General features: G+C 31.8%; 26 protein-coding genes. 5 read left to right on the forward strand and 21 right to left on the reverse strand.

Annotated elements, in window-relative coordinates; translation table 11 throughout:
• Window positions 1-38 precede the first annotated feature (38 nt).
• Complete coding sequence (locus tag RAH41_RS10385; protein WP_331222346.1) at window positions 39-698, reverse strand: class I SAM-dependent methyltransferase; 660 nt, start codon at window positions 696-698, stop codon at window positions 39-41.
• Between the two features lie 206 nt (window positions 699-904).
• On the opposite strand from RAH41_RS10385, the gene RAH41_RS10390 reads away from it, so the two are divergent.
• Complete coding sequence (locus tag RAH41_RS10390; RefSeq protein ID WP_331222347.1) at window positions 905-1,486, forward strand: TetR/AcrR family transcriptional regulator C-terminal domain-containing protein; 582 nt, start codon at window positions 905-907, stop codon at window positions 1,484-1,486.
• A gap of 81 nt (window positions 1,487-1,567) precedes the next feature.
• Here the strand turns inward: RAH41_RS10390 and RAH41_RS22615 are convergent, their stop codons facing one another.
• From RAH41_RS22615 to RAH41_RS10400, 3 genes are all read right to left on the reverse strand, one after another.
• Window positions 1,568-1,702, reverse strand: a complete 135-nt coding sequence (locus RAH41_RS22615; RefSeq protein WP_419471587.1) for a DUF6440 family protein — start codon at window positions 1,700-1,702, stop codon at window positions 1,568-1,570.
• Between the two features lie 12 nt (window positions 1,703-1,714).
• Window positions 1,715-2,155 (reverse strand): hypothetical protein, encoded by a 441-nt coding sequence (locus RAH41_RS10395; protein ID WP_331222349.1) that lies wholly within the window; start codon window positions 2,153-2,155, stop codon window positions 1,715-1,717.
• Between the two features lie 240 nt (window positions 2,156-2,395).
• Window positions 2,396-2,746, reverse strand: a complete 351-nt coding sequence (locus tag RAH41_RS10400; protein ID WP_331222350.1) for a hypothetical protein — start codon at window positions 2,744-2,746, stop codon at window positions 2,396-2,398.
• A gap of 186 nt (window positions 2,747-2,932) precedes the next feature.
• Here RAH41_RS10400 and pssA point away from each other — a divergent pair, with 186 nt between their 5' ends.
• Entirely contained in the window at window positions 2,933-3,424 is a 492-nt protein-coding gene (pssA, locus tag RAH41_RS10405) for a CDP-diacylglycerol--serine O-phosphatidyltransferase (RefSeq protein ID WP_069032136.1), read from the forward strand.
• Window positions 3,425-3,498: 74 nt separating this feature from the next.
• Here the strand turns inward: pssA and RAH41_RS10410 are convergent, their stop codons facing one another.
• Both RAH41_RS10410 and RAH41_RS10415 read right to left on the reverse strand, forming a co-directional pair.
• A complete protein-coding gene (locus RAH41_RS10410; RefSeq protein ID WP_331222351.1) occupies window positions 3,499-3,852 on the reverse strand; it encodes a hypothetical protein in 354 nt (117 codons plus the stop codon).
• Window positions 3,853-4,030: 178 nt separating this feature from the next.
• Complete coding sequence (locus tag RAH41_RS10415) at window positions 4,031-4,606, reverse strand: hypothetical protein (RefSeq protein ID WP_331222352.1); 576 nt, start codon at window positions 4,604-4,606, stop codon at window positions 4,031-4,033.
• A 327-nt stretch (window positions 4,607-4,933) separates the two neighbouring features.
• On the opposite strand from RAH41_RS10415, the gene RAH41_RS10420 reads away from it, so the two are divergent.
• Both RAH41_RS10420 and RAH41_RS10425 read left to right on the forward strand, forming a co-directional pair.
• On the forward strand, window positions 4,934-5,893 hold the full coding sequence (locus RAH41_RS10420) for an AAA family ATPase (RefSeq protein WP_331222353.1): 960 nt from the start codon (window positions 4,934-4,936) through the stop codon (window positions 5,891-5,893).
• Between the two features lie 11 nt (window positions 5,894-5,904).
• The gene (locus RAH41_RS10425) at window positions 5,905-6,540 is read left to right on the forward strand and encodes an RNA ligase family protein (protein ID WP_331222355.1); all 636 of its coding nucleotides are present in this window, start codon (window positions 5,905-5,907) and stop codon (window positions 6,538-6,540) included.
• Between the two features lie 236 nt (window positions 6,541-6,776).
• On the opposite strand, the gene RAH41_RS10430 is transcribed toward RAH41_RS10425, so the two are convergent.
• The 11 genes from RAH41_RS10430 to RAH41_RS10480 all read right to left on the reverse strand — a co-directional run bounded on the left by RAH41_RS10430 (window position 6,777) and on the right by RAH41_RS10480 (window position 18,212).
• Window positions 6,777-7,091, reverse strand: coding sequence for an iron-sulfur cluster biosynthesis family protein (locus RAH41_RS10430; RefSeq protein ID WP_331222356.1), 315 nt, complete (start codon window positions 7,089-7,091; stop codon window positions 6,777-6,779).
• Between the two features lie 22 nt (window positions 7,092-7,113).
• Window positions 7,114-8,172 (reverse strand): lactonase family protein, encoded by a 1,059-nt coding sequence (locus tag RAH41_RS10435; protein WP_331222357.1) that lies wholly within the window; start codon window positions 8,170-8,172, stop codon window positions 7,114-7,116.
• Window positions 8,173-8,287: 115 nt separating this feature from the next.
• Complete coding sequence (gene fsa / locus RAH41_RS10440; protein WP_331222359.1) at window positions 8,288-8,953, reverse strand: fructose-6-phosphate aldolase; 666 nt, start codon at window positions 8,951-8,953, stop codon at window positions 8,288-8,290.
• A gap of 48 nt (window positions 8,954-9,001) precedes the next feature.
• Window positions 9,002-9,895 carry a phosphogluconate dehydrogenase (NAD(+)-dependent, decarboxylating) gene (gnd, locus tag RAH41_RS10445; RefSeq protein ID WP_331222360.1) on the reverse strand — a complete coding sequence of 298 codons (894 nt, stop codon included), beginning with the start codon at window positions 9,893-9,895 and terminating at the stop codon, window positions 9,002-9,004.
• Window positions 9,896-9,987: 92 nt separating this feature from the next.
• The gene (gene tkt, locus RAH41_RS10450; protein WP_419471588.1) at window positions 9,988-11,979 is read right to left on the reverse strand and encodes a transketolase; all 1,992 of its coding nucleotides are present in this window, start codon (window positions 11,977-11,979) and stop codon (window positions 9,988-9,990) included.
• Window positions 11,980-11,982: 3 nt separating this feature from the next.
• Window positions 11,983-13,494 (reverse strand): glucose-6-phosphate dehydrogenase, encoded by a 1,512-nt coding sequence (gene zwf / locus RAH41_RS10455; protein ID WP_331222362.1) that lies wholly within the window; start codon window positions 13,492-13,494, stop codon window positions 11,983-11,985.
• A 413-nt stretch (window positions 13,495-13,907) separates the two neighbouring features.
• Window positions 13,908-15,098: a DUF445 domain-containing protein gene (locus RAH41_RS10460; RefSeq protein ID WP_331222363.1), complete on the reverse strand. Its 1,191-nt coding sequence runs from the start codon at window positions 15,096-15,098 to the stop codon at window positions 13,908-13,910.
• Between the two features lie 181 nt (window positions 15,099-15,279).
• On the reverse strand, window positions 15,280-15,705 hold the full coding sequence (locus tag RAH41_RS10465; RefSeq protein WP_331222365.1) for a GNAT family N-acetyltransferase: 426 nt from the start codon (window positions 15,703-15,705) through the stop codon (window positions 15,280-15,282).
• A 91-nt stretch (window positions 15,706-15,796) separates the two neighbouring features.
• Window positions 15,797-16,615 (reverse strand): SPL family radical SAM protein, encoded by an 819-nt coding sequence (locus tag RAH41_RS10470; protein ID WP_331222366.1) that lies wholly within the window; start codon window positions 16,613-16,615, stop codon window positions 15,797-15,799.
• Between the two features lie 15 nt (window positions 16,616-16,630).
• Window positions 16,631-17,158 (reverse strand): methylated-DNA--[protein]-cysteine S-methyltransferase, encoded by a 528-nt coding sequence (locus tag RAH41_RS10475; protein WP_331222368.1) that lies wholly within the window; start codon window positions 17,156-17,158, stop codon window positions 16,631-16,633.
• 481 nt (window positions 17,159-17,639) lie between these two features.
• Complete coding sequence (locus tag RAH41_RS10480) at window positions 17,640-18,212, reverse strand: DUF1836 domain-containing protein (protein ID WP_331222369.1); 573 nt, start codon at window positions 18,210-18,212, stop codon at window positions 17,640-17,642.
• A gap of 141 nt (window positions 18,213-18,353) precedes the next feature.
• Between RAH41_RS10480 and trhA the strand changes: the two genes are divergently transcribed.
• Window positions 18,354-19,001, forward strand: a complete 648-nt coding sequence (trhA, locus tag RAH41_RS10485; RefSeq protein WP_331222370.1) for a PAQR family membrane homeostasis protein TrhA — start codon at window positions 18,354-18,356, stop codon at window positions 18,999-19,001.
• A 35-nt stretch (window positions 19,002-19,036) separates the two neighbouring features.
• Here the strand turns inward: trhA and RAH41_RS10490 are convergent, their stop codons facing one another.
• From RAH41_RS10490 to RAH41_RS10505, 4 genes are all read right to left on the reverse strand, one after another.
• Window positions 19,037-20,164, reverse strand: coding sequence for a Ger(x)C family spore germination protein (locus RAH41_RS10490; protein ID WP_331222371.1), 1,128 nt, complete (start codon window positions 20,162-20,164; stop codon window positions 19,037-19,039).
• Window positions 20,154-21,260, reverse strand: a complete 1,107-nt coding sequence (locus tag RAH41_RS10495; protein WP_331222373.1) for an endospore germination permease — start codon at window positions 21,258-21,260, stop codon at window positions 20,154-20,156. The genes RAH41_RS10490 and RAH41_RS10495 overlap by 11 nt, the downstream gene beginning before the upstream one ends.
• Window positions 21,247-22,743: a spore germination protein gene (locus tag RAH41_RS10500; protein WP_331222374.1), complete on the reverse strand. Its 1,497-nt coding sequence runs from the start codon at window positions 22,741-22,743 to the stop codon at window positions 21,247-21,249. Before RAH41_RS10500 ends, RAH41_RS10495 begins: the two co-directional genes overlap by 14 nt.
• A 176-nt stretch (window positions 22,744-22,919) precedes the next feature.
• Entirely contained in the window at window positions 22,920-24,770 is a 1,851-nt protein-coding gene (locus tag RAH41_RS10505; RefSeq protein WP_331222376.1) for a fructose-specific PTS transporter subunit EIIC, read from the reverse strand.
• Between the last annotated feature and the right edge of the window lie 10 nt (window positions 24,771-24,780).

The following is a 24,780-nucleotide window of genomic DNA, read 5'->3' on the forward strand; positions in this document are numbered from 1 at the left end:
TCTAGCATTTAAATGGGCAATTTTTATAAATAAGCTAATCATTTATAAAGATAGACATATAAACTAATATCCTCTTGCTTAATATGATAATTCTTAAATTCGGTTTCTTTTATAAACATCTCAAAATTTGCTTTTGTATACGCACCTTTTTTCAAGAAAGTTTTAAATGCAAATTTAACAAAATACTTATCAAACCCCTGCATTCCAGTTTTTCTAATTTCACCTTCAATATCTTGTGCAGTTGCATTAAAATTCATATCGATTATAAGTGATGTTCCACCTGGTTTTAAAACCCTATACATTTCTGATAGTGCTTTTACTGGATCCATAAAGTTTTTAAATGCTGCACTGCAAACAATAAAATCAAAAGTATTATCATCACAAGGTAGGTTTGATGCATTACCTTCTTTAAAATCTACTAGAACATTCGCTTCCTTTGCATTATTTTTTTCGATGTTAACAAAATCTGGACTTAACTCTACTCCTGTAACATCAAATCCCATTTTTGCAAGCTCAATAGATAGATATCCTGGTCCAGGAGCTACTTCTAAAATCCTTGCATCTTCACAAACTAATGATTTAATTTCGGTAGCATATTCTTGCATTTGTGTTAGACGACTTTTTCGTGAATTTTTATCATACCATTTTGCTGTATACCCATAAATACCAATATCCTTTTTCTTGCGCATATTTATCATCATCATATCCACCCAATCTCTTTTTAATGTAAGCCATATTATTTATTTTTATTTGATTTAACTAATAGGTAAATTGATTGAACTTTAAAGTAGTTAATATTTCTAGTACAATAAGAGAACAAAAACGTCTAACAGCGTTAGTTATCTAACATCGTTAGATTAACATCTAACACTGTTAGAGTCAAATAAATATTTGGAGAGATTTTATGGCTATAACAAAAGAAGCAATTGTAAAAGCATCCCTTGCTATTTTAAATCGTGACGGAATAAGTAATTTATCAATGCGTACTTTGGCAAAGGAACTTGAGATTAAAGCTGCGTCCCTATATTGGCATATTAAAGATAAACAGGCTTTGTATGATTTAATTGCTGAGCACTTAAATCATGAAATTGTCCTACCTGAAGAATTAGAGGATGCCAAAGAAGCTTTAACAGCTCTAGCATTAGAAGTACGAAGAGTTTTATTAAAGACCCGAGATGCAGTAGAAGTTTTTGCGCAATCCATGCCAACAACACCGAGTAGATTAAAAGCAGTAAAATTCACTTTAGAAAATTTGACCAAATACGGGGTATCTGATAAAAACTGTCTAGTTGCTGGTAACCTTTTTAACAATTATATATTATCATTTGTAGCAGATGAACATCGTGCAAAACAGTTCACATACACTGGCGAAGAATTAACTGCATTTACATCATTTTTTGGTGAACAGTATCATTATAGTTTTGATTTTGAAGAACAATTTCTATATGGATTAAGGGTTATATTTGCCGGATTACATACTGAATAAATAAGAAAAGTCACATCATACTTTCGATGTGACTTTTTGAAATAGTATTTAGAATTTACATCAAACTCCAGCATAGCCATGTCAACTAAATAAATATTGTATTCCTGTCTCTTTTTCTTCTATTATTTTTACCCCAGACGTCATTTTAGCTTCTTTATAGGTTACATTAAACCCATTATCCGGATCTTTTTCAGACAGACAGATGTATCCCTCCAAACATTCGCTTAATTATTCATTAAAATCAAACCGTACTGTCTCAATACCATCAACTATATCCTCTAATTCAGTTAAAAAATTTAATTGCACTGGACCTGGAATTTGCTCCATCCATTTTTTAACTTCAGGTAACTTTTCTGCATCTTCTATATTTGTTGGTTTTGAATCAAGCGTTTCCCACCATTTTTTCAGTTCATCAATAAATTCATAGAAGTAGCGTTCGAATCTTTCTGCCCATTCTGCTCCTTCGTCATCAGTCGTTTTTTGCATCATACTCCAAGCTTCCATTGCTGTTTCAAAGTATTCATCAATCTTTTTCATGTTATTTTCCTTTCTTAGTAAAAGTACTACTTTCTCTATTATATTAACTTTTTCAAGCTTTAACTTCATCACAAATTGATTAGAATTAATTCGATGTATTAGTCTTTTTTCTTTTTCAATAACTACACCCATAATTTAAAATCTTGGACGATCATTATTATGTGTCTGTCTCGTTATTTCTTCATGTAATTTTTGACTCTCTGTTTTATCTGGGGCTTTTGTTCCGAACTTTTTTTGCATAAAGAAACCAAATGCAATTGCGATAATTATCCCCTAAAAAAATAGATAGCCAAACAGTGTCAATTCAATCACTCCTATCATCAAGTGTATAGGCAAAATAAAAATCGACTAAATGTCGATCTTGTTTTTTTTCTAAGTAACTGCTATATTGACTATTTTACAACCTTGAATTAATTCAATTATGCCAGGTATTAATATCATAATGATTGAGCAAGAAATTAATAGTTTTGTGACTAATTTAGTTAATTTCTCCCTTCCTTTTCCATTATACCATCCACTGAATTGTAATTTATTTCGATAAATGACAAAAATTAAAACAAGTATACCAAAATAACACCACCATCCAGTATGATTAAGATTCACACCCATTTCATTATATATTTCTGATACAACTGTTGAAAATAAAGCACCAAGTAACCCAAAGATCAATATAATTCTAATTAATTCTAGTACTGATCCAAGTGAAATGGATAATGCCTTCATTTAATGCCTCCTATAAACTTTCAATTATTTTTTAATATGCTCATATGTATTAATTATTCGGTTTTTAGTATTTTTATCCTTTTTTAATTTTACAAACTTGATAAATAACTATGTAAGATTTAAGAATAAAGTGTAAATAGTTAGAAAATACTATTGAAAGGTTTTTAATGTTTTAGGGGGGATACATTGTTTAGTCAGGTCGTAAAATCTATACCTAATTTACTTACAATCGGAAATTTAGTTTGTGGTGTTCTATCGATTACGCTTAATATGAGTGGTTTAATAATGTTATCCTCAATTTTTATTTTCATCGCTGCAATTTTTGATCTTCTTGACGGAAGAGTTGCAAGGAAATTAAAAGTAAATAGTGAATTTGGTGTAGAACTAGATTCTTTAGCGGATATTGTTAGTTTTGGCGTTGCACCTGCGCTTTTATTTCATTCCATTTCAGCACCATCAATCTTAACCTCACTTGCATTTATCCTTTTTCCAACGATGGGGGCATTAAGATTAGCAAAATTTAGTGCGAAACCAACCATCGGTTATTTTAAAGGTTTACCTATTCCTGCCGCTGGTTTACCTTTAGCTGGGATGGGCATGTTTTTTTATAGTAATGCATGGATAACTTTAATTCTTGCTTTCTTAATGGTTAGTCCAATTAGGTTTAAAAAGCTTTAACAAACCAATCTAAAATGCTATTACCCTCTGTTGGGGAAATAGCATTTTTATATTAATTTTTTGGTTACATTACTTTACTTATGATTAAATGAAATGATTGCATTTTTTAAAGTGTAAAGTTTTGCTGTAAAAATATAAAGTTCATTATAATTATTTTCTACGTATTCATCAATAATGTTTATTCCTTTTATAAAGTTCTCGATCAATAAATATGTATATTTTCCGTCCCATGCAAACCGATTAATTCTGAATAGTTCATCTGCCAATACTTGGAATCTAAATTCTTCAATTAGTAGTTTTATTTGATAGATTTTGTCTTTATTATTAGTAGATGTGTATTTACTATTTTCATAACTACTATGTACTAATTTGACAAAATCATTTATATCTTCAGCCAACATATTCGCTTTTTGCATCTCAAATTTCATTTCTCCATCCCCTAAAATGTTAAAAATATAATCACTAGAGTATATGTTTTTATTTTAAATCATATCACAAACTATCCAATTAATCCCGTATCCTACTACTTCTTGGAAAAGCAATTCAAATAAAATATGAGCCACCCGTATAGGTAATCTCATCTACTCCTTTCATCAATTTTATGTATTAATTAATCTGTTTCCCATGTTCATCAAAATACCTATTTTCTATACTAAATGCATTCGATGCCTTGTACATTGTTATGATTTTAGCGCTCGGTCTACCAACTTTTATTTCAACTTTTTCAGTGCTCCCAGTAGCATTCACAAGGCGAACGTTTAATTTAGAGACAGTATTAAAATGATTTGTGATGACTAGTATTTTCAAAGGTAAAGGCTTATGATCTTTATATTCGATAGGCAAAGCAAAGTCCTGTAAGTTTGAATCTAGTTTATTTTTATGATCACTTTCAGGTGTTCCGTACTCAGCATTTTGAAATTTATAGTTTCCAATACTATCTTTTTTAAAGTGAATGTACGACGGCGTATTATTTTGCAAATAAGCTACATATCGATCATTTCCAAAGTCAAAAATTTTAATTATATCAATTGATTTTTCTCCATTGTTTACTGATTGTATTGTTGCTAGAATATTTTTTTGATTGTTTCCGTTCATCTGTAAAGAAGGCTTAAGGAAGATGTAACTGATGAAAGTAAAACACAATAATAACAATAATGTGAACTTTAATTTCTTATTGAACACAAGTGACCTCCATTAACTATTTTTTTGCTGCTATTGTTTTTAATTATCCAACACACAAAATTTACCGTCAATTGGGTTATTTCCTGATTTTACCGCTATTTATTCAACTCTTTTATACAGATAAAACAAGGTGATATAGTTTTTTTACTAATCCTTCACATTAAATCACCCCGAAATATGGTAAATCGTTCAAATTAATGGAAATTTTGCTATCAGAAGCTTTCATTCGAATATATAATATAAAGTGTGGAATTGTTCAATTCGAACTTTCACTCCATCAAATCGTAATTCCTTATTTATCTGCCATTAGATAAAGGAGGAAGTAAAATGCAAAAATTAATTTATATGATTGGAATTCCTGGAAGTGGAAAAAGCGAGACGGCTAAAAAAATCGCCAAGAAAGAAAAAGCCATTATTTTATCCACTGATGAGTTACGACAAACACTATTCTTTAATGTAAATAAGCAAAAGAGGACGAATCTTTTGTATATGGAATTATACAAAAGAGCCAATCGTTTACTTGCTGAAGGGAAAAGTGTTCTCATTGATGCAACAAATATTGAACGAAAAAAACGAATGAAAGCATTAAATAAATTCGTAGACGTTCACAAAGAGTGCTATTACATGGATGTGCCGTATGAGGTTTGTGTAGAGCGAAATAACAAGAGAAAGCGTGTTGTCGAAGATCGAATTCTTGTTAAAATGAGGAAGAACCTTGATTTTCCTTTAAAAAATGAAGGATGGGATGTCATCCATATAATTCATGAGCCCTTTTCATATGAAATGACGAAAGAAGAATTAACAAATCTATTAGTAAGTAAAGTTTCATACGAAGAGTTATTCGAGAAGCTCAATAAAGTACCGTTTTTTCATGCAATGAGGGACTTCGACCAAGAGAATCCGTTTCATTCAATGACGCTTTGTCAACACACATACGGACTCATTGAGTATATTAATGAAATGTACGAAGAGAATGACAAACTAATTCTGCAAATGGCAGCTCTGTTTCATGATGTTGGGAAGGTATTCTGTAAGACGTATAAGGTTACCAAAGGGTATTATTCATACTTTGGTCATGAAAAAGTTTCTTCACAAATTGCCTTTCATTTTTTAATGGAGCTTGGTTTTGAAGATGAATTTATTCAAGCTGTAGTTGGAATCATCGAAATGCACATGTTAATTAACTACGGTGGGAACGAAGGAGCAACTGAAATTTATCATTTACTTGGAGATAAATTACTCGCAAAACTTTATTTCTTTCGTGAAGCAGATACGTTTGCGAAGTGAGGTGCTAGAAGATGAAAATTAAGTATCCAAAGACATTTCATTTACCTTGGTCAGAATCTAAAACTTCTGATGATAAAACACTTCATAATATTGACCATTTTATTGGAAAAGAAGTGGTTGTAACGGAAAAAATAGATGGTGAAAATTGCTCAATTTATCGAGATGGGATTCACGCAAGATCAACTGATAGCCTAGACCATCCATCCAGACATTGGGTGAAAATGCTACAAGCTACGATTGGTTACCAAATCCCCGAACATTGGCGAGTTTGTGGGGAAAATGTCTATGCAATGCATTCGATTCTTTATGAGGAACTAGATAGTTATTATTATATCTTTTCGATATGGGACGAACAAAATAACTGCCTATCTTGGGAAGATACGATTAGATGGTCCAATTTATTAGGTCTAAAAACTGCACCGGTTTTATACAAGGGTATATTTAATGAAGAAGCTATAAAAGCTTGCTATACAAAAAAGTCAAATTTGGGTGGAGAACAAGAAGGATACGTTATACGATTAACTGATGGATTTCATTACAATGATTTTAAACATTCGGTTGCAAAGTTTGTTCGAGAAAATCATGTGCAAACAGATAAACATTGGATGACTAAACAGATTAAAGCAAATCGACTAAAACTAAAATAGTAGAGATTATTTATCACCTATAGAAACACTAATTTAAATTTTATTGAAAGGAATGAGAACAATGTAATTTGTTAAATTTATAAAAATATGTGATTTAATCAATAAAAATATCCCTCTTCAATTTTTTTCAGGTAAACTTAAACTAAAAAAAGAGACGCTAATCCCTCACAAAATCAGAATCGCATCTCCAAAAAATTTCTCTCGTAATCTTTCAAGTAACCGTTGATATCTAAAACCTATTTAATGTAAGTTAATCCAATTCGATTATTAAAAATTTGATTTCGATTTTTGAAAACAAATGATCCATCAACATAATCAATCACTAATTGGTCTTCGTATACATCTTCAAAATTTTTATTTACCATAAATTCGAACTGGTCTCCAATTATCATTTTTTCATTAGGACCACATTCTCTTTTATTAATAACTTTTATTTCATAAATATTATTAACGACATCACAGCTTCCACGGTCAAATTCTAATTGTAGTATTTTACTTTGGTCTACTGCACGAAGTATTTCTTTGGCAGCATCAGTTATTTTAAAATCCATAATAAAAGTCTCCTAATTTAGATTAAACAGTTAAAAATTTCACACATACCACTTCAGGTACTTGTACGTCTGATTGAATGACTGTTAATTTTCCAGTTGTTTTATTTCTTCCATATAAAACTAGATTCCCTGACATTTCATTTGAACCAACTAAAAAGTTCTCAGATGGATCTAAAACGAAATCTCTTGGCCAATTCCCCTCACTTGAAGTAATTTCCACTAATTCAAGTTTACCAGTATCTTGATTTACACTAAATACTGCGATACTGTTATGACCACGATTTCCTGCATATACGAATTGACCGTCTTTTGAAATATGGATTGCACTTCCTTGATTGTTTTCAGTAAAGTCGCTAGGGATTGTAGAAATATATTGTAAGTCTGTAAAGCTTCCATCTTCATTTAATTGTAGAGCAATAACTTCTGAACTAAGCTCTGTCATTATATAAGCGAACTTTCCATTCGGATGGAACGTGATATGACGTGGCCCACTTCCTGGTTTAACTGAAAGACTGCTTACTTTAATTAAAGAATTGTTTTCGATTTTATAAGTAATTAATTGATCGATTCCTAAATCGATTGCAACAACATATTTTTCATTTAATGTGTAACCAGAAAAATGTGCATGAGGTTTTTCCTGACGTTCTTTATTCGGTCCTGTTCCTTCATGTTGCATAATCGATTTAATATCACTTGCAAAATCATTTTCTTGATTAATTTTATATAATTCAATTGTTCCTTTATGATAATTTGCTGTAACTATATTTTGCTTACCTGAGTCAACGCTAATATGACAAGGTGAAGCGCCTTCATTAAGCTGTTCGTTTAATTTTTTTAGCTCTTTACTGTTTTCATCGATCGAATAAACAGCAATCCCACCTAAGTTTCCATCTTTTACAACAGCATATAGATTCTTATTGTCTTCACTAATTGCTAAATAAGTTGGATTTCCTAATTCGGCAACAGGTTTAACATCCATTATTCTTTCTTTTTCTGTATCAAGAATAAATTGATAAATACCTTTACTTTCATTTTTTGTATATGTACCTACATAACCAACAAATTTCTGATTCGAATTCATTACTATTTCCTCCTCTATTCCTTGTTTTATGTAAATACCCCCATATCATAGCTACAAAAAGAGTTTCAATGAAGATGGGGGTTTTATACTTATTAGATTTAATGTTTCTTACAAATTATAATGAAGTTTTTGCCCAGTCAGCAGCAAATTTTTCAATACCTTGATCTGTTAATGGGTGTTTAGATAATTGTTCAATAACACTGTAAGGAATTGTTGCGATATGAGCTCCTGCTAAGGCTACACGAGTAACATGGTCTGGGTGACGAACGGACGCAGCAATAATTTGAGTGTCCATATTATGAACTCGGAATAATTCAGCAATTTTAGCAACTAATAATACGCCATCTTCAGAAATATCGTCTAAACGACCTAAGAATGGAGATACATAAGTAGCACCTGCTCTAGCTGCTAATAATGCTTGGTTAACAGTAAAGATTAATGTTACGTTTGTTTTAACACCTTTTTTTGTTAAGTAGCGGCAAGCTTCTAAACCAGCAAGTGTCATTGGTAATTTAATTGTAATATTTTTATCTCCACCATTAATTTTAATAAGCTCGTCAGCTTCAGCAATCATTTCTTCAGCAGAAACTGCGTTTGGCGTTACTTCTGCAGAAACTGATTCTACTTCAGGAACTAATTTTAAAATTTCTTCGATACGGTCTTCGAATTTAACTCCTTCTTTTGCTACTAAAGAAGGATTTGTAGTTACTCCAGATAATACGCCCATTTTATAAGCTTTTTGGATGTCTTCTACATTAGCTGTGTCAATAAAAAATTTCATTTTTAATTTCCTCCAATTATTAGGGATATTTCCTATTTTATACTTTATTTATTTCTTTTCAACTGCATGTCCACCAAATTCATTACGAAGAGCAGCAACAACTTTACCAGTGAACGTATCGTTATCTAATGAACGGTATCGCATTAATAATGACATGGCAATTACTGGGGTAGCAGCTTGAAGGTCTAGAGCTGTTTCAATTGTCCATTTTCCTTCGCCAGATGAATGCATTACGCCTCTAATTTCATCAAGCTTAGCATCTTTTGAGAATGCATTTTCAGTTAATTCCATTAACCAAGAACGAATTACAGAACCATTATTCCATACTTTTGCAACTTTTTCATAATCATAATCAAAGTCACTTTTTTCTAATACTTCAAATCCTTCACCGATTGCAGCCATCATACCATATTCGATACCATTATGAACCATTTTTAGGAAATGTCCACTACCAATTTTACCAGCATATAGGTAACCATTTTCTACTGAAGTATCTTTAAAGATTGGTTCTACGATATCCCAAGCTTCTTGATCTCCACCAACCATATAACAAGCACCATTACGAGCACCTTCCATACCGCCTGAAGTACCAGCATCCATGAACCTAATACCAAATTCTTTTAATTCTTCATAACGTCTAATAGACTCTTTATAATGAGAGTTCCCTGCTTCAATGATAATATCCCCTTCTGATAAGAATGGTTTAACTTCATTAATGACAGAATCAACTACTCCGTGTGGCACCATAATCCACAGAACTCTTGGAGTATCAAGATTTTTTACTAATTCTTCTAAGCTTGAAGTACCAACTGCACCAAAGCCTTTCATTTCTTCAACTGCAGCAGTATTTAAATCAAAAGCTACTACTTCGTGATTATGATCCATTAAATTTTGACCTAAGTTTAGCCCCATTTTTCCTAATCCAATTAAACCAACTTTCATTACGTTATCCTCCCATAATATCTACAGTAATATTAATGTTTTTCTCTAAGTAAAAATTTTTATGATAAAAAAATAATTAAAATATTATTTAATCAAGAATTTAATACAGTTTTACTTACGTTTACTACATTCTCAGTGCTAAAACCAAATAATTCCATTACTTCATTACCTGTACCAGATGCTCCAAAAGTCTCTATTGAGATTTTTTTACCTTTGAATCCAACATAGCGTTCCCATCCAAGAGATATCCCCATTTCAATTGAAACACGGTTTAAAACATGTGATGGTAAAACAGACTCTTTGTATTCATCTGATTGTTGATCGAACAATTCCCAACTTGGCAATGCAACTACACGAACAGATAAGTTTTCTTTTTCTAACTCATTTTTACTATTCACTGCAAGTGATACTTCTGAACCTGTAGCGATTAAAATCAAGTCTGGTTGGTTGTTTGTTTCTGTTAGTACATATCCACCTTTTGAAAGATTATCTAATCTAGATGCTGTTTCTTCAAAGACAGGTAAATTTTGACGACTTAATACTAAAGCGATTGGTCCATTTGTATTTTTTAATGCATATGCCCAAGCATTAGCTGTTTCATTTGCGTCTGATGGACGAATAACTGTTAAACCAGGGATTGCACGCAAAGCAGCTAAATGTTCAACTGGCTCATGTGTTGGGCCATCTTCACCAACTGCAATTGAGTCATGAGTGAATACATATGTTACTGGTAATTTTTGTAATGCTGCTAAACGAATTGATGGACGTAAATAATCGTTAAATACGAAGAATGTACTTACAAAAGGCTTAACTCCACCATGTAATGCCATACCATTTGCAGCAGCACCCATCGCATGCTCACGTACGCCAAAATAAATATTACGTCCAGCAAACGATTCTACCGCAAATTTACTTTCATCTTTAATATCTGTCATTGTTGAATGAGATAAATCTGCGCTTCCACCAAAAATTTCAGGAACTGTTTTAATGTAGTGATTAATTGCTTCTCCACTTGCAACACGTGTAGAGATTGTTTTATTCTCGTCAAAAGTTAATAAATCTTCTGTTTCGATTAAAACTTCACCTTTAATTGCTTTTTCAAGCTGAGCTGCTAATTCTGGGTAAGCTTCACGGTATGCATTAAATAAATGCTTCCACTCAGCCTCTTTTTCACTGCCTTTTTCTTGTATTTCTTTGAAATGTGATTTTACTTCTTCTGGTACGAAGAAATCTTCTTCGTAGTTCCAAGCATATGCTTTTTTCGTTTCTTTCGCTTCTTCAAGACCTAATGGATTACCATGGGCTTTATTTGTACCAGCCACTTTTGGACTTCCGTATCCAATAATTGTTCTAACTTCAATTATTGTCGGTTGGTCTTTGTTTTGTTTAGCTTGTTCGATCGCTTTAGAAATTTCTACATGATCGTTTCCATCTTCTACTCTTAAATATTGCCAGTTAAATGATTCAGCTCTCTTTTTCATATCTTCTGAATAAGAAAGATTTAATGTACCATCTAATGAAATATCGTTTGAATCGTATAATACAACTAACTTTCCAAGTTTCATATGGCCAGCAAGTGACATCGCTTCGTATGCAACACCTTCCATTAAATCGCCATCACCAACTAATGCATAAGTGAAATGATCAATAATAGAAAGGTCTTCTTTGTTAAATTTCCCTGCTAAATGAGCTTCAGCCATTGCCATACCAACTGCAGTAGCGATCCCTTGTCCTAATGGGCCCGTTGTAGCTTCAACACCATCAGTGTGTCCAAATTCAGGATGTCCTGGAGTTTTACTATTTAGTTTACGGAAATCTTTAAGATCTTGTAATGAAACATCGTAACCTGCAAGATGTAGTAAACTATATAACATACTTGAACCATGACCAGCTGATAATACAAAGCGGTCACGGTCAAACCATTTTGAACTTTTTGGATTATGCTTTAAATGGTCTGCCCATAATGCATATGCCATTGGCGCAGCACCCATTGGTAATCCAGGATGACCAGAATTAGCTTGGTTAATCGCATCAATTGAAAGTGTACGGATTGTATTAATTGATAATGTAGAAATCGAGCTCATAATTTAAATACTCCTTTTTAGATCTGTTTTGTTGTTTTCATTTTCTTGTACAAAATCTGTATCTAACCACCATTTGAAACCATCTTCTGCTAATAATTCATCAGCAGCTTCTGGACCAAATGAACCGGATTTATAAGTATGAAGTGGTACTAAATTTTCTTCAAATGCTTCTAAAATTGGTTGAACCCATTGCCATGATAATTCTACTTCATTCCAATGAGCAAAAAATTTCGAATCGCCTCGTAACGCATCGTAAACTAATAACTCATACGCTTCTGGACGATCTTCTTTATTCGCAAAATACTCAGCTTGTACAGGTTCAATTTTGCCCTCTACGCTTTTGCTATTTAAATAGAAAGAAACTCTTTCATTTGGATTAATTTCAATAACCAATAAATTTGGTCCGTTATTCGTTCTGTTCTTTTTGGCAAGGTTTTGAATCGGGCTTTTAAATTCAAATACGATTCGAGTAGATTTTTCTTTCATTCTTTTACCTGTACGGATATAGAATGGGATTCCCTTCCAAAAATCGTTTTCTATTAATACTCTTGCTGCTACATACGTATCATTTTGTGATGAAAAATCAATTCCTGGTTCTTGTCTATATGCAACTACTTTCTTACCATTTTGTTCACCAGAACCATATTGACCTCGCACTACATGGGAAACTACTTCCTCTTTTGATAGAGGTCGAAGAGATTCAAGAACCTTTTTCTTTTCAGCTCTAACGTCATTTGCTGTATTTTGGTTAGTTAAATGCATAGCAGACATCATTAACATTTGTAACATATGATTTTGGAACATATCACGAATTGCTCCAGATTTATCATAATAACCCGCTCGTTCTTCAACACCGACTGTTTCACTTGCCGTAATTTGAACATTTGCGATATATTGATTGTTCCATAAAGCTTGTAAAACAGGATTAGCAAACTCTAAAGCTTCTAAGTTTTGAACCATTGGTTTGCCTAAGTAATGATCAATTCGGTAGATCTCATCTTCTTTAAATGACTTACTTAATTTTTCATTTAAATCTCTAGCAGTTTTCAAATCACGTCCAAAAGGTTTTTCAATGATTAGTCGCTTCCAACCTTTTGTCGTACCTAGTCCACTTTCCTTAATATTTGATGCAATTACTTCAAAAAATTCTGGTGCTACAGATAAATAAAATAATCTGTTATCAGGTATCTGTAATTCCAGTTCTCTTTCTTTGACTAAATTTAATAAATCAACGAATCCTTCTTTATTCGTAATATCTAGCTGTTGATAACGAACTGAATCTAGAAATTCTTGGACCATTTTTTGATCTTCTAAAGAACGTCTTGAAAAAGTAATCAGTGATTGCATTACTTGATTCTGAAATTCGTCATTTGAAAAATCTTTCCTACCAATTCCAATGATTGAAAAAGACTCAGGCATCTTTTGATCTATAAATAGATTATATAATGCAGGAAAAATTTTTCGTTTTGCTAAATCGCCTGTGGCTCCGAACAATACAAATGACATAGAATCCATTAACTAAACCTCCTCTTAGTCGAACTTTTAACTAGTTGATAATAAAAAATATATTTTCAAACGATCTTTAATTTTTATTTAGAGCTACTAATGTTAGTTCAAATAATTCATTCCAATTATTCATTCGGAAAATATTTTTTACCCAAACCTATATTACATGAAAATATTTTTTATTTCCATTAAAATGCTTATGTTTCTATTTATTGGATTTTTTAATTTCATTTAAAGAATACTCGTTAATTGTAGAGTTTAGGCAAAGACAGAGGTAGCTGCACTTATACATAATTCCACAAATTGGTAACTGCTTCGTTTTTCTTCTCTGCTGCCAATTTCTACTTTCATAATGAGAAAAAGCCTTAATTAACTTTTCAGTTTAATTAAGGCTTTAAAAGGAACGTTTTATTATTTGAATATTATGTGAAAATCAATCTTAAGCTCGTCAAAACTAAACCAATAATAAATCCACAAACAGCTCCATTTACACGAATCCAAGTAATATCCTTACCAATTTTATTCTCCAATAAATCAGTTATTTCTTCAGTAGATAATTTTTCAATATTGTATCTTACTAAATCACTAATTTTGTGATGATATTTTTCAATTGTATTATTTAATAGTTTCTTAAAACTTTGCTCAATACTATCAATCCAATTCGAATTTTTAATGTTTCTGATCATTTTTTCAATCGCATTTAAAATAAATACTTCATCATTCATTTTATTTCTGAACAGTTTAATTGCTTGATCTACAAGATATTCATAGCCTTTATTTTTCCATTCATCCAATTGACGAATAATATTTTCATTCGATTTATTTTTTTCAGCTTCCAATCGAATAAACGATAAAATGAAATTCCTTCTGTCACTATTCGGATGTTTTAATTCCGAAAGTAAATCAATTAATCCACTATGTATAAATTCTGTTATTTTCTCTTCTCCAATCATTGGTAGAAAAGCTTTAATCATAAAAAACTTTCGCTCGATAAACTGTATAACTTCTTTACCGATTAATTCCTTTATATGTGGTAAGCTAACCGTTTCTTCGATTTTATTAATTAAAAATTCATATGTCTTTGCATCCCATTCTTTTTCAATAACCGTATCGACAGCCTTACTTAATAAGTTCTGAGATGATATCGATTCTATTGTCGGTTTGAATGTATTTAGTAAAAACTTTCTAATTGTATCATCCTGAATAGATGCACCAAACTGCTTGATTGAATGAACCATTTTATTTCTAGATTCATCATTTTCTAGCATCTTTTCAAAAGCATTTATACCTTGATTAATCCAATCACGTTCTTCTACCTTTTCAATTAAACTTTCCTTACTAAGCCATTGATTATTAAGTGTATTTAAAATCCCTTCAGTAATCTTCTTTCTATTTTTAGGCAATAAAGCTGTATGTGGAATCGGTAAACCAAGTGGATGACGAAACATTGCAGTTACTGCAAACCAATCGGCAAGACCACCTACTAAAGCTGCCTCAAACCCACCAGAAAGGATTTGAAATAATTTAGATTGAAACGGCATAGTTGCAGCGAAACCACAAGTTGCCACTATTAGTGAAATATTGGCAAGCCGTTTTGAATTCTTTTCTTTCATTTACTAAAAGCCTCCTGTATCTATTTGAAAATAGTATATCATTCCTTTAATCTATTTTCTAAAATCAAATCTAATAATTAATAAAAGAATTTGTCCGTAAGCATATTTGTAAAGTTTTTTTAATTTAGAATCAAAAAAGAGACTGTTTTCACAGCCTCATGAATTGCATCACAATGATAAATCAAAAATTTAATTGAAAATGATGACATGTAATATTTAAACTATTTTTTAGATAAAATCTATGAGCATCGTAACGTTGTACGCCTGAATCTAAATGGAATTGTTCACAATTATTTTGTTTTGCTTCATTCATTAACCAGTTCCACAGAAGTTGGGCATAGCCCTTTTTACGATGATTTTCACTTGTAATTAAGTCATCAACATAAAAATATTTCCCCCATGCTAATGATTCTGTCAAACGATAACCAGCAACGACTGTAACTTCATCATTTTCGATCACGGCAACAAGCTGATAATTATTTGTGTTAATTAATCTGTTAATCGTGTTAACATATTCGTCTTCTCTTAAATGTGGACGTAATTGACTTACTGTTTGAAACGTTTTCAAAATATCCGAACTACTTTTCATTATTTTTACTTCTGCCATATTCTATCTCTCCAATCACACTAAACGTTCTACTATAAAAATACCACAATTTTCTATCGTTTTTTATGGAATGATTTTTATAATTTGTGGTTTATGGTTCGAAACCTTTTTGACTAATAAAAAGCTGATTCTCTGAAAAATATTTTTTAAACCGATAATAAACGATTTGATAAGCATCTGGACCATACCAATTTTCTAGATTAAGCTCAGTATATTTTTTTTCAATACCAAGACGACCTGTTCGTTTCCCTCCGCTTCCGTCACCCATGAAAAAATCATCGATACAAATCCTATGGACAATTTCCGATAACTTTTTGGGAAAATCCTCGCTACTAGGCAAAATAGGAGCGATTGTAGCTTGTGTTGGAATTCCAGCTTTAACAAGTTCTTCGATTGTTTTAAGTCGTGCATTAATAGTAGGAGCAGATGGTGAAAAAGACTTTCTTATTTCATCCGAGTCAGTTTCTATCGTCATACTTACTCGTACTTTTTCCTTAAATAGCTTTAAGAGATCTATATCTCTTTTTACAAGCGGACTCCGAGTTTGAACGAATAAAAAATCCGGCTGATTTTGCAGCATGACTTCTAATAGACTTCTAGTCAATCTTTCTTTAAATTCAATCGGTTGATAGGGATCAGTGCTAGAGGACATAAAAATGGTTACTTTATCTTTACTTTTTGCCTTTTTCAATTCTTTCTCTAGAATAATAGGGGCACTCTGTTTAATATCAACCCAACTACCCCATTCTTTTTTTCGAAATAGTGAGACTGGCATTTGTCTAACATAGCAATATGAACATGCAAATGAGCAACCAGTATAAGGATTTAAAGAGTGAGTATATCCTGAAAGAAAACCTGTACCTTTATTTAGAATGGTTTTTGGATTTTTATAAAATAGTTCACTTTTCATCCAAACCCCTCCTAATTAATTTCTAAATGTTAAGTTTCTTGTTTCAATTTTTAAAAGGCTTTTCTTCATTTCTAAACCACCACGATAACCAGTTAATGATCCATCTTTCCCTATTACACGATGACAAGGAATAATGATCAATATTGGATTTGCACCAATTGCTCTCCCGACTGCTCGAACAGATTTTGGCTTATTTAGATAACTCGCAATGTCTGAATAAGTTTTAGTTTCTCCATAACCGATCGAGCAAAGCGCATTCCAAACTGAATTTTGAAAATCTGTACCTCGAAAATCAAGTCTACTCTTAAAATTAGTTCGCTCACCCTCTAAAAATTCAATAATTTCTTTTTTATAAACTTCTAATATTGTTTCATCTTCTATCATATCAATTCTAGGAAAGTATTTATCCTTAAATAAAAGTAACTCTTGAATGGTTCCACTTTGTGAGCCTACGAAACATAGCCCATTTATTGTTGCAGCAATATAAATCTTCCAGTCTTTATATTCGATTAAAGTCCAATATAATTTTTCAGTTAAATGCAATTTTTATCACCCTTTGCTCTTCATGGTCTTATTTAAATTTTATTATAGACTTAATTAAGAAAAATGGACTTATACTAGAATGAAAGAGCAAGAATTTGAAAAAATATTTTAGTATGAGATGCAAATAAGTGCTTAGATCACTAAATCATGTCTAGAGTACTGCAATTAGGGAGTCTATCTGTGCAAAAAAAGTGTACTGCAATTAAAACAATTAATTACCTATACCGGTTAGGGTATTTGTCCTGTAAAATGTACGTACAATCGTGAGTAAATTCAAATGAAAAGCTAGCTAATGTAATCTAAAGCCTTCTGCAATGAATAAAAATTGATATATATAAGCTTTTAACTGGAAAGAAAGTCAGTTCCATCAATAATACCCTAATGCCTGGTCCATTTTACAAAACATTAGGTGGGGCCACTTTATAGCAACCTACTAAACAAAACAACCCCTTACCTGTCGAAAAAGCCCAAAATTTGTATTTTATTTCTGCTTTTCAATCATATCCATTACTAATTTTTCAGCTGCATTTTTATATAAATTACTCATATTAACAAAAGAAGTAATTAAGAGGAATTGTTCAATATATTCTTTATTATCATCTAAAATATGCTCAATTTCTTTGTTTACATTTTCACTAGATTGTTGTAGTTCAGTTTTAAACTTTTCAACGTTTAGTTCATTTAAATGTAAAAAACTTGAATAAATATCATCAATATTAATTTCATTGTTTTCAAGTATTCTTTGATTTAACCCATTTAAAGTTTCTTTAATATCATTAATCGAAAGTGCACCTTTTAAATGATAAATTAAGCTGATTAAAATGATATGATTTTTTGTGTATTTCTTATTTTTTATTGGGAAAAGCAATTTAGCTTTAGCGTAATTATTAATCATTGTTTTTGTCATTACTTTTTCATTAGAATTTGGTTTCGCAAATTTATTATCAAATAATTGGATTACTTGATCCATATATAGATCAAGATTAGGGATATCATCTAATAAGATTTTTTTATCTATATCTATTTGTTCAATTAATTCATTAATCTTTTTCATATTTCGTCCTCTTCTTATGTAATTTACGGGTTAATTTTATCATAAAAAAATTGTTCTTTAAACACTTGACTATATAATGTAGTTGATGATAACTTTATATGTAGTTATCAAAACTACATAACATAGTTGGAGGAGATATACATGGGGAACTTTATGCGTGAACCTATTAATTCCATGACACACTTAGTTGGTGCTGTCTTATCCCTATTTGGGTTACTAGCGATGGTTTTAAAGTCTACTTTTTCTGGTGGAAGTGTATTACAAACAACTGCCGTTATTGCATTCGGTGTAAGTATGATTCTTCTCTATTTGGCTTCAACGACCTATCATATGGCAAAAGCTAGCGATAAAATAATTGCTTTCTTAAGACGAATGGATCATTCAATGATCTTTGTCTTAATTGCAGGTACATATACTCCTTTTTGTATTATTAGTCTAAAAGGTACATTGGGATGGATCATCTTTTCGATTGTATCTTTCATTGCATTTTGTGGTGTTTTGTTCAAGTTGATATGGTTTAGTTGTCCAAGATGGTTATCAACAGCCCTTTATATCGCTTTAGGATGGGTCATTATACTTGCTTTTGCACCTTTATCTGATGCGATTAGTATGAAAGGAATGTTCGCGCTAATCTTAGGTGGAATTTTCTACACGGTTGGTGGCGTCATATATGGAGTAAAACCTAAATTTTTATCTTTTAAAAATTGGGGATTCCATGAAATTTTTCATATTTTTATTATGCTAGGAACACTTTGTCATTTCTTCTGTGTTTATTACTTTGTAATCTAACGAATCAAAAAAACCATCTCAATGGATGGTTTTTATTATTTCAAGATACCTGTTCCGACAATGTTCACTTCAACTCTTGGTTTAATTGTTATTTTAGGATAGTCTTTGTTCCAATCGAGTTTTTTCCACACTTCTGGATGAAATGACATTAACTGTCTGCCAATTCCTAATGCATCACAATTTGATTCTTGAACTGTTTTAATGATTTTTTCAGCTTTTATTGTTAATTGCTTTGTAATTTTTTTATTTAACTTATCAATTTCTTTGATGGAATCTAATTCATCATGTGCGTACTCAAGTGTATCAACGTCCAGTTTTAGATTTAAATTTACGGTTATTTTATTGTCTTTTGAGACTTTAATTTTCATTTTCGGCTTATTTTTTTTCACTTGAATCGTTATATACCGTTCCCTAATATCTTTTTCTTTCGGACTAACTTCTACATTAAATCTTGCGTACTTCTTCATTTGATCTTTAAATAAAAGTAACATAGTAGGTTCATCACCTAAAAGATTATACCCTGTATATTTTTGATTGTTAAATAATGCTACCCCAGAAATATCAATCAATTTATCATCATCTTTTTCAATTAGCGGTAAAAAAATATCTTCACCTGGGTCGAACATAATTGTACAAATTGTTTGAACATTTTCAATCGGAACCATCGTATGGCTTTCTCCGTTAGTTACTAAATCCAAAATTTCTTCACTTATAAGCGTTTCCTCCACTTTGCTTAGTTTTAAAATATCTTCTGCTCGTCCCTTAGTAATAATAACTTTTGCCCCTAATGAACTTCTTGGGTCTCTATATATAACATCGAATATAGGATAAATATCCTGTTTAGACAATTCATCTCCTAGTAATAAAACCCTTGTTTTATTAGTAGCATAATCCCCTGCTACTTTTCGAGTAACTTTTATTCTTGCATCACTTGTTGTTTTTCCAGTGGCAGTAATAATGACATTTGTTGTTTTAACTTGTGTAGGATCACTTCCACCTTGGCTATTTGTTTTAATGACTGCAGTTACTAGCATATTATTATCCTCTGCTAGATCAAATCCAGCACTATAAACTAGCTTAGACTCCTTTAGTAATCTTTGATCCCAACAACTAGTTAAAGGCAAAATACAAATTAAACAGATCAAAACTAATTTATATTTCATATGAATTACCTAGTTCTTTCTTTTTTCTAATAAGCGAAACAATTAATAAAATTAATGGTAATACAAAGATAAAAAAATAACTTGTAAAAGAAAGAATTGTCCCAAATTTCATTACAAATTCTTCACTATGAGGTAAAAAAGTACAGATGATCGTGATAGCTAGTCCTGTAAAAATAGTTGTTTTACCATGGCTTTTAAACTTTAAGAGTTTGCTGATTCCGAAACTAGTTAAATATAAATAGGTTACAAATGAGGTTAAGATTGGTACAACCCAAATAGAAAGAAAGACAAGGTCTAACCTTTCAATCACTTCATATGATAATGATTTTAGTAAGTATAAAATTGGCTCGGGAACAATTGCAATTTCCGCTTTGCTAAAACTCATATAACTTGTAATTAAAAAAAATGTATACAAGACGCTAACAAAACTAATTGAGATTGTTCCAGCTTTTAAAATTTTAATTGGCTTTCCTTTTACATACGGAAATAATACTAAAATGAACTCAAATCCCATCATTGAAATTAGTGCATCGTGTGCTCCAAGAATGATGTTTTTAACCCCCGCCTGTCCAACTGGAAATAAATAGCGATAATTTACATTATTGTAAGAACAGAATTCAAAGAAAATCAAAAATAAAATTAGAACACAAACGAAAGTAAAAAATCGTGCGATTACTTTCATATTTTCTTTTGCTAAATAAACCCCTGTACCTACGATAAATATGATCAATACAAAAGACGGAGTAAATGTAAGAATCCATTTTTTAAGTACAGAAATGGTGATAATCACCACATAAATCGCAACAATAAAGAAAAATAAGATATAAAGATACGAAATGACAATCCCAATATATTTACCAACTATTTTCGTTGTATATTCATAGATCGTATCTTTAGGAAATCTACTACCAAGTAACCACATAATTAGTAAAAGTAAAAACACCCCACCCCCAGCAACTAAGGTTGAAATCCAACCATCGTGTTGGGCGTGTTTATGGACTACATATGGTAGTGAAAGTAATCCCACACCAATTTGAGCTTGAATGATGACGAATGTAAATTGCGATATTGAGAGCATTTTTTCATTTTTCATCATTTTCCCATCCTCTAGAATTATTTTCACGTTTAAACGACTTTGGTAAAGGTGCAAATGGTCGTTTTTTCATTTTCCATTGTGGAACGCGAACAACAGTATCTTTTAAATCTGATTTTCTAAATGGAGCAAATGGCGCGAAATATGGTGATCCAAACGATTCGAGTTTACATAGATGGATTAGGATAATGCTAAGTCCAAAAACAATACCGATTAATCCTATTAATGATGCTGCAAACATTAAAGGAAATCCAAGTAATCGGACAGAGGTTCCGATTTCATTATCTGGTACAACAAATGATGCAATTGCCGTAAGTGAGATAACAACAATCATCGTATTTGAAACTAAATTTGCTTGAACAACGGCAGTTCCAATTACCAACCCTCCAACAACACCAATTGTCTGAGCGATTGGGCTTGGAAGACGTATCGCAGATTCTCTAAGTAATTCTAATGTTATTTGCATTCCTAATGCTTCTATTAATGGTGGATAAGGGACGTTTTCTAGTGAACTCTTTACATTAAAAACTAGGTCAATTGGAATAATTTCAAAATGAAAGGAAACTAATGCGATATATAATGCAGGTAATGATATGGCAATTAAAAAACTAACCAATCTTAAAAGACGTGCAAATGACGCGACCATCCATCGGCTATTGTAGTCATCAGGTGATTGATAAAAAGTGAAAAATGTAATTGGTAAAACAAGTGCTGATGGGCTACCATCTGTAAGAATCGCAACCCTTCCTTCCATTAAATTACCCGCTATTCGATCAGATCTTTCAGTTGCCAGTACCTGTGGAAAAGGTGAATATGGGTTGTCTTCTATAAATTCCTCAAGATTACCTGGTGAATGGACATAATCAACATTTATATAAGAAAGTCTTCGATGGACTTCCTTAACTAACTCCTCATTTGCAATCGTATCAATATATAACACTGCTAATCGAGTATCAGATTCTACACCTACTGATAAAGTTTTAACAACAAGATTAGGATTACTAATTCTTCGTCTTATTTGATTAATATTTGTCAGTATACATTCCACTAATCCATCATGGGAGCCCCTAATTGTTTGTTCACTAATAGGCTGTTGAATTGATCTATTTTGAAAAGAAGTAGTTTCTAAAATAAATACGCTTTGTTCAGCTTCTGTGAAAATGAGCGTGTAGCCTTTTACAATACTGAGAATACATTCATCAAAAGAAGACGAACTTTTAATATCATTAATTGAAACTGTATTTGGAATTGTGTCCTTTGGATTATTAATAATTTGTTGAATGATTTGGACTTCAAGAGCTTCTCTACCAACAATTGTACTAATATAGACAACTACAATCTTTTTATTTTGAAACATTAAATGTCTAATCGTTAAATCACTTGTATTTATTAGTGATTTCTTTACATTTTCTACATTCCGATTCAAATCGCCACTTATTTCAATCATTGAATCTCGATTATTTTGGTTATGTTTATTAGAACGCATTATGCATTTCACCTAATTTCCAAACTCATACAATAAATTAGATTTATTTTGCGTTAATTTAATGTTATTATTCACTTTGAAATTCCAGTATTTGTATACCTATTAACATTTGAATAAAAAAGGCGAACCTATCAGTCAAAGTAATGACTTTAAGGTCGCCTTTATATTGTACTTAATTATTCATTTACTCTTTTTTTCCAAATTCCAAGCATAATCGCTGTGATGATTGAACCAATTAATATAGCTAGTATATACAATACTGGTTTATTTACTAACGGAATAACAAACGCTCCACCATGTGGCGCAGGTAATGTAATACCAAATGCCATTGCAAGTCCACCTGCGATTGACGAACCTACAACAGAACTTACAATTACTCTTACAGGGTCTGCTGCAGCAAATGGTATCGCTCCTTCTGTTATAAATGAAATCCCCATAACATAGTTTGTAATACCTGATTTACGTTCCATTTCAGTAAACTTCGATTTAAAAAGTGTAGTAGCTAAAGCAATACCTAATGGAGGTACCATCCCACCTGCCATTACAGCAGCATGTGGTGCAAAATTATTTGCTGCAATTGCAGCAATACCAAATGTGAATGCAGCTTTATTGATAGGTCCACCCATATCTACTGCCATCATTCCTCCAAGAATTAATCCTAAAAGTATAGCGTTTCCACCATTTAAACTACTTAACCAATGAGTTAAAGCTGAATTTAAATAGGTTACAGGAGGATTTACGACTAATTCCATTAAAATACCAGTAATCAATAATCCAAATACAGGATATAATAGAACCGGCTTAATGCCTTCTAATGATTGTGGTAACTTAGAAAATACTTTTTTTAGTCCAAGTACAACATAACCAGCTAAGAAACCGGCAATTAAACCACCTAAGAATCCCGCGCCAGCACTTGAAGCTAAAAATCCACCAACTACCCCTGGTACAAATCCAGGTCGATCGGCAATCGAACTTGCAATAAAACCGGCTAATATAGGAACTAAATAACTAAAAGCACCAGTTCCTCCAATTTTCATTAGTAATTCAGCAACTGGACCTTTTGTATGAATTCCACCAAAAGCAAATGCTAACGCAATTAGAATCCCTCCGCCAACTACAAAAGGTAACATATTACTTACACCATTCATTAAGTGCTTGTATATACCAGAGCCTGGATTCGTTGAAGAACTTCCTCCACCACTATGATTAGCATGAAAAATTGGTGCATCTTGTTTAACAGCTCTTTCAAGTAATTCCTTTGACTTGCGAATTCCATCTGCTACTGGTACTTGGATGACATGTTTTCCTTCAAAGCGATTTACTTCAACTTGTTTATCTGCTGCTACAATAATCGCTGCTGCTCTATTAATCTCGTCTTTTGTTAATTCATTTTTTATCCCTGTTGATCCATTCGTCTCAACTTTTAAATCAATATTTAATTCTTTTGCTTTTGCCTTTAAAGCATCTGCTGCCATATAAGTGTGAGCAATACCTGTTGGACATGCAGTTACTGCAAGGACTAGTGGTCGTGTAGAATCTTCACTAACTGTTTCTTCTTTTTCTTCATTTAAAGATTTTTCTTTTTGATCAATTAATTGAATAATTTCATTTGAATCTTTTGCACTTAATAATGAGCCACGAAATGCTTCATCCATTAATAGTGAAGATAATCTAGATAATGTTTCTAAATGCGCATTATTTGCGCCTTCACTCGCTGCAATCATAAAAAATAAATGAGCTGGTTGACCATCGAGTGATTCGTAATCAATCCCTTCTTTTGATCGACCAAATGCAATTGCAGGAGTCTTAACCGCCGCAGTCTTAGCATGTGGAATTGCTATACCTTCTCCAATTCCTGTAGTACTTTGACCTTCACGTTTTAAAATCGCTTCTTTAAACTCTTGTTTATCGTTTAATTTCCCTGCCTGATCTAAAACCTGTATTAATTCATCTATTACTGACATTTTTGATGATGAATTTAAATCAATGAGAACTGTATCTATTTTTAATAATTCTGTGATTCTCATAGTTCGCCCC

The sequence above is a fragment of the Gottfriedia acidiceleris genome, from assembly GCF_036421055.1.
In the GTDB taxonomy this organism is placed as follows: Bacteria; Bacillota; Bacilli; order Bacillales; family Bacillaceae_G; genus Gottfriedia; species Gottfriedia acidiceleris_C.

Coding starts and splice junctions, on each gene's coding strand:
- zwf (WP_331222362.1), bottom strand. CDS start 13,494: ATGGATTCTATGTCATTTGTATTGTTCGGAGCCACAGGCGATTTAGCA.
- RAH41_RS10395 (WP_331222349.1), bottom strand. CDS start 2,155: ATGGGTGTAGTTATTGAAAAAGAAAAAAGACTAATACATCGAATTAAT.
- RAH41_RS10470 (WP_331222366.1), bottom strand. CDS start 16,615: ATGAAAAGTGAACTATTTTATAAAAATCCAAAAACCATTCTAAATAAA.
- RAH41_RS10505 (WP_331222376.1), bottom strand. CDS start 24,770: ATGAGAATCACAGAATTATTAAAAATAGATACAGTTCTCATTGATTTA.
- RAH41_RS10500 (WP_331222374.1), bottom strand. CDS start 22,743: ATGCGTTCTAATAAACATAACCAAAATAATCGAGATTCAATGATTGAA.
- RAH41_RS10490 (WP_331222371.1), bottom strand. CDS start 20,164: ATGAAATATAAATTAGTTTTGATCTGTTTAATTTGTATTTTGCCTTTA.
- RAH41_RS10430 (WP_331222356.1), bottom strand. CDS start 7,091: ATGGATTTTAAAATAACTGATGCTGCCAAAGAAATACTTCGTGCAGTA.
- tkt (WP_419471588.1), bottom strand. CDS start 11,979: ATGAGCTCGATTTCTACATTATCAATTAATACAATCCGTACACTTTCA.
- RAH41_RS10480 (WP_331222369.1), bottom strand. CDS start 18,212: ATGAAAAAGATTAATGAATTAATTGAACAAATAGATATAGATAAAAAA.
- RAH41_RS10425 (WP_331222355.1), top strand. CDS start 5,905: ATGAAAATTAAGTATCCAAAGACATTTCATTTACCTTGGTCAGAATCT.
- RAH41_RS10390 (WP_331222347.1), top strand. CDS start 905: ATGGCTATAACAAAAGAAGCAATTGTAAAAGCATCCCTTGCTATTTTA.
- trhA (WP_331222370.1), top strand. CDS start 18,354: ATGGGGAACTTTATGCGTGAACCTATTAATTCCATGACACACTTAGTT.
- RAH41_RS10465 (WP_331222365.1), bottom strand. CDS start 15,705: ATGGCAGAAGTAAAAATAATGAAAAGTAGTTCGGATATTTTGAAAACG.
- RAH41_RS10460 (WP_331222363.1), bottom strand. CDS start 15,098: ATGAAAGAAAAGAATTCAAAACGGCTTGCCAATATTTCACTAATAGTG.
- fsa (WP_331222359.1), bottom strand. CDS start 8,953: ATGAAATTTTTTATTGACACAGCTAATGTAGAAGACATCCAAAAAGCT.
- RAH41_RS10400 (WP_331222350.1), bottom strand. CDS start 2,746: ATGAAGGCATTATCCATTTCACTTGGATCAGTACTAGAATTAATTAGA.
- RAH41_RS10495 (WP_331222373.1), bottom strand. CDS start 21,260: ATGATGAAAAATGAAAAAATGCTCTCAATATCGCAATTTACATTCGTC.
- gnd (WP_331222360.1), bottom strand. CDS start 9,895: ATGAAAGTTGGTTTAATTGGATTAGGAAAAATGGGGCTAAACTTAGGT.
- RAH41_RS10435 (WP_331222357.1), bottom strand. CDS start 8,172: ATGAATTCGAATCAGAAATTTGTTGGTTATGTAGGTACATATACAAAA.
- RAH41_RS10410 (WP_331222351.1), bottom strand. CDS start 3,852: ATGAAATTTGAGATGCAAAAAGCGAATATGTTGGCTGAAGATATAAAT.
- RAH41_RS10420 (WP_331222353.1), top strand. CDS start 4,934: ATGCAAAAATTAATTTATATGATTGGAATTCCTGGAAGTGGAAAAAGC.
- RAH41_RS10385 (WP_331222346.1), bottom strand. CDS start 698: ATGATAAATATGCGCAAGAAAAAGGATATTGGTATTTATGGGTATACA.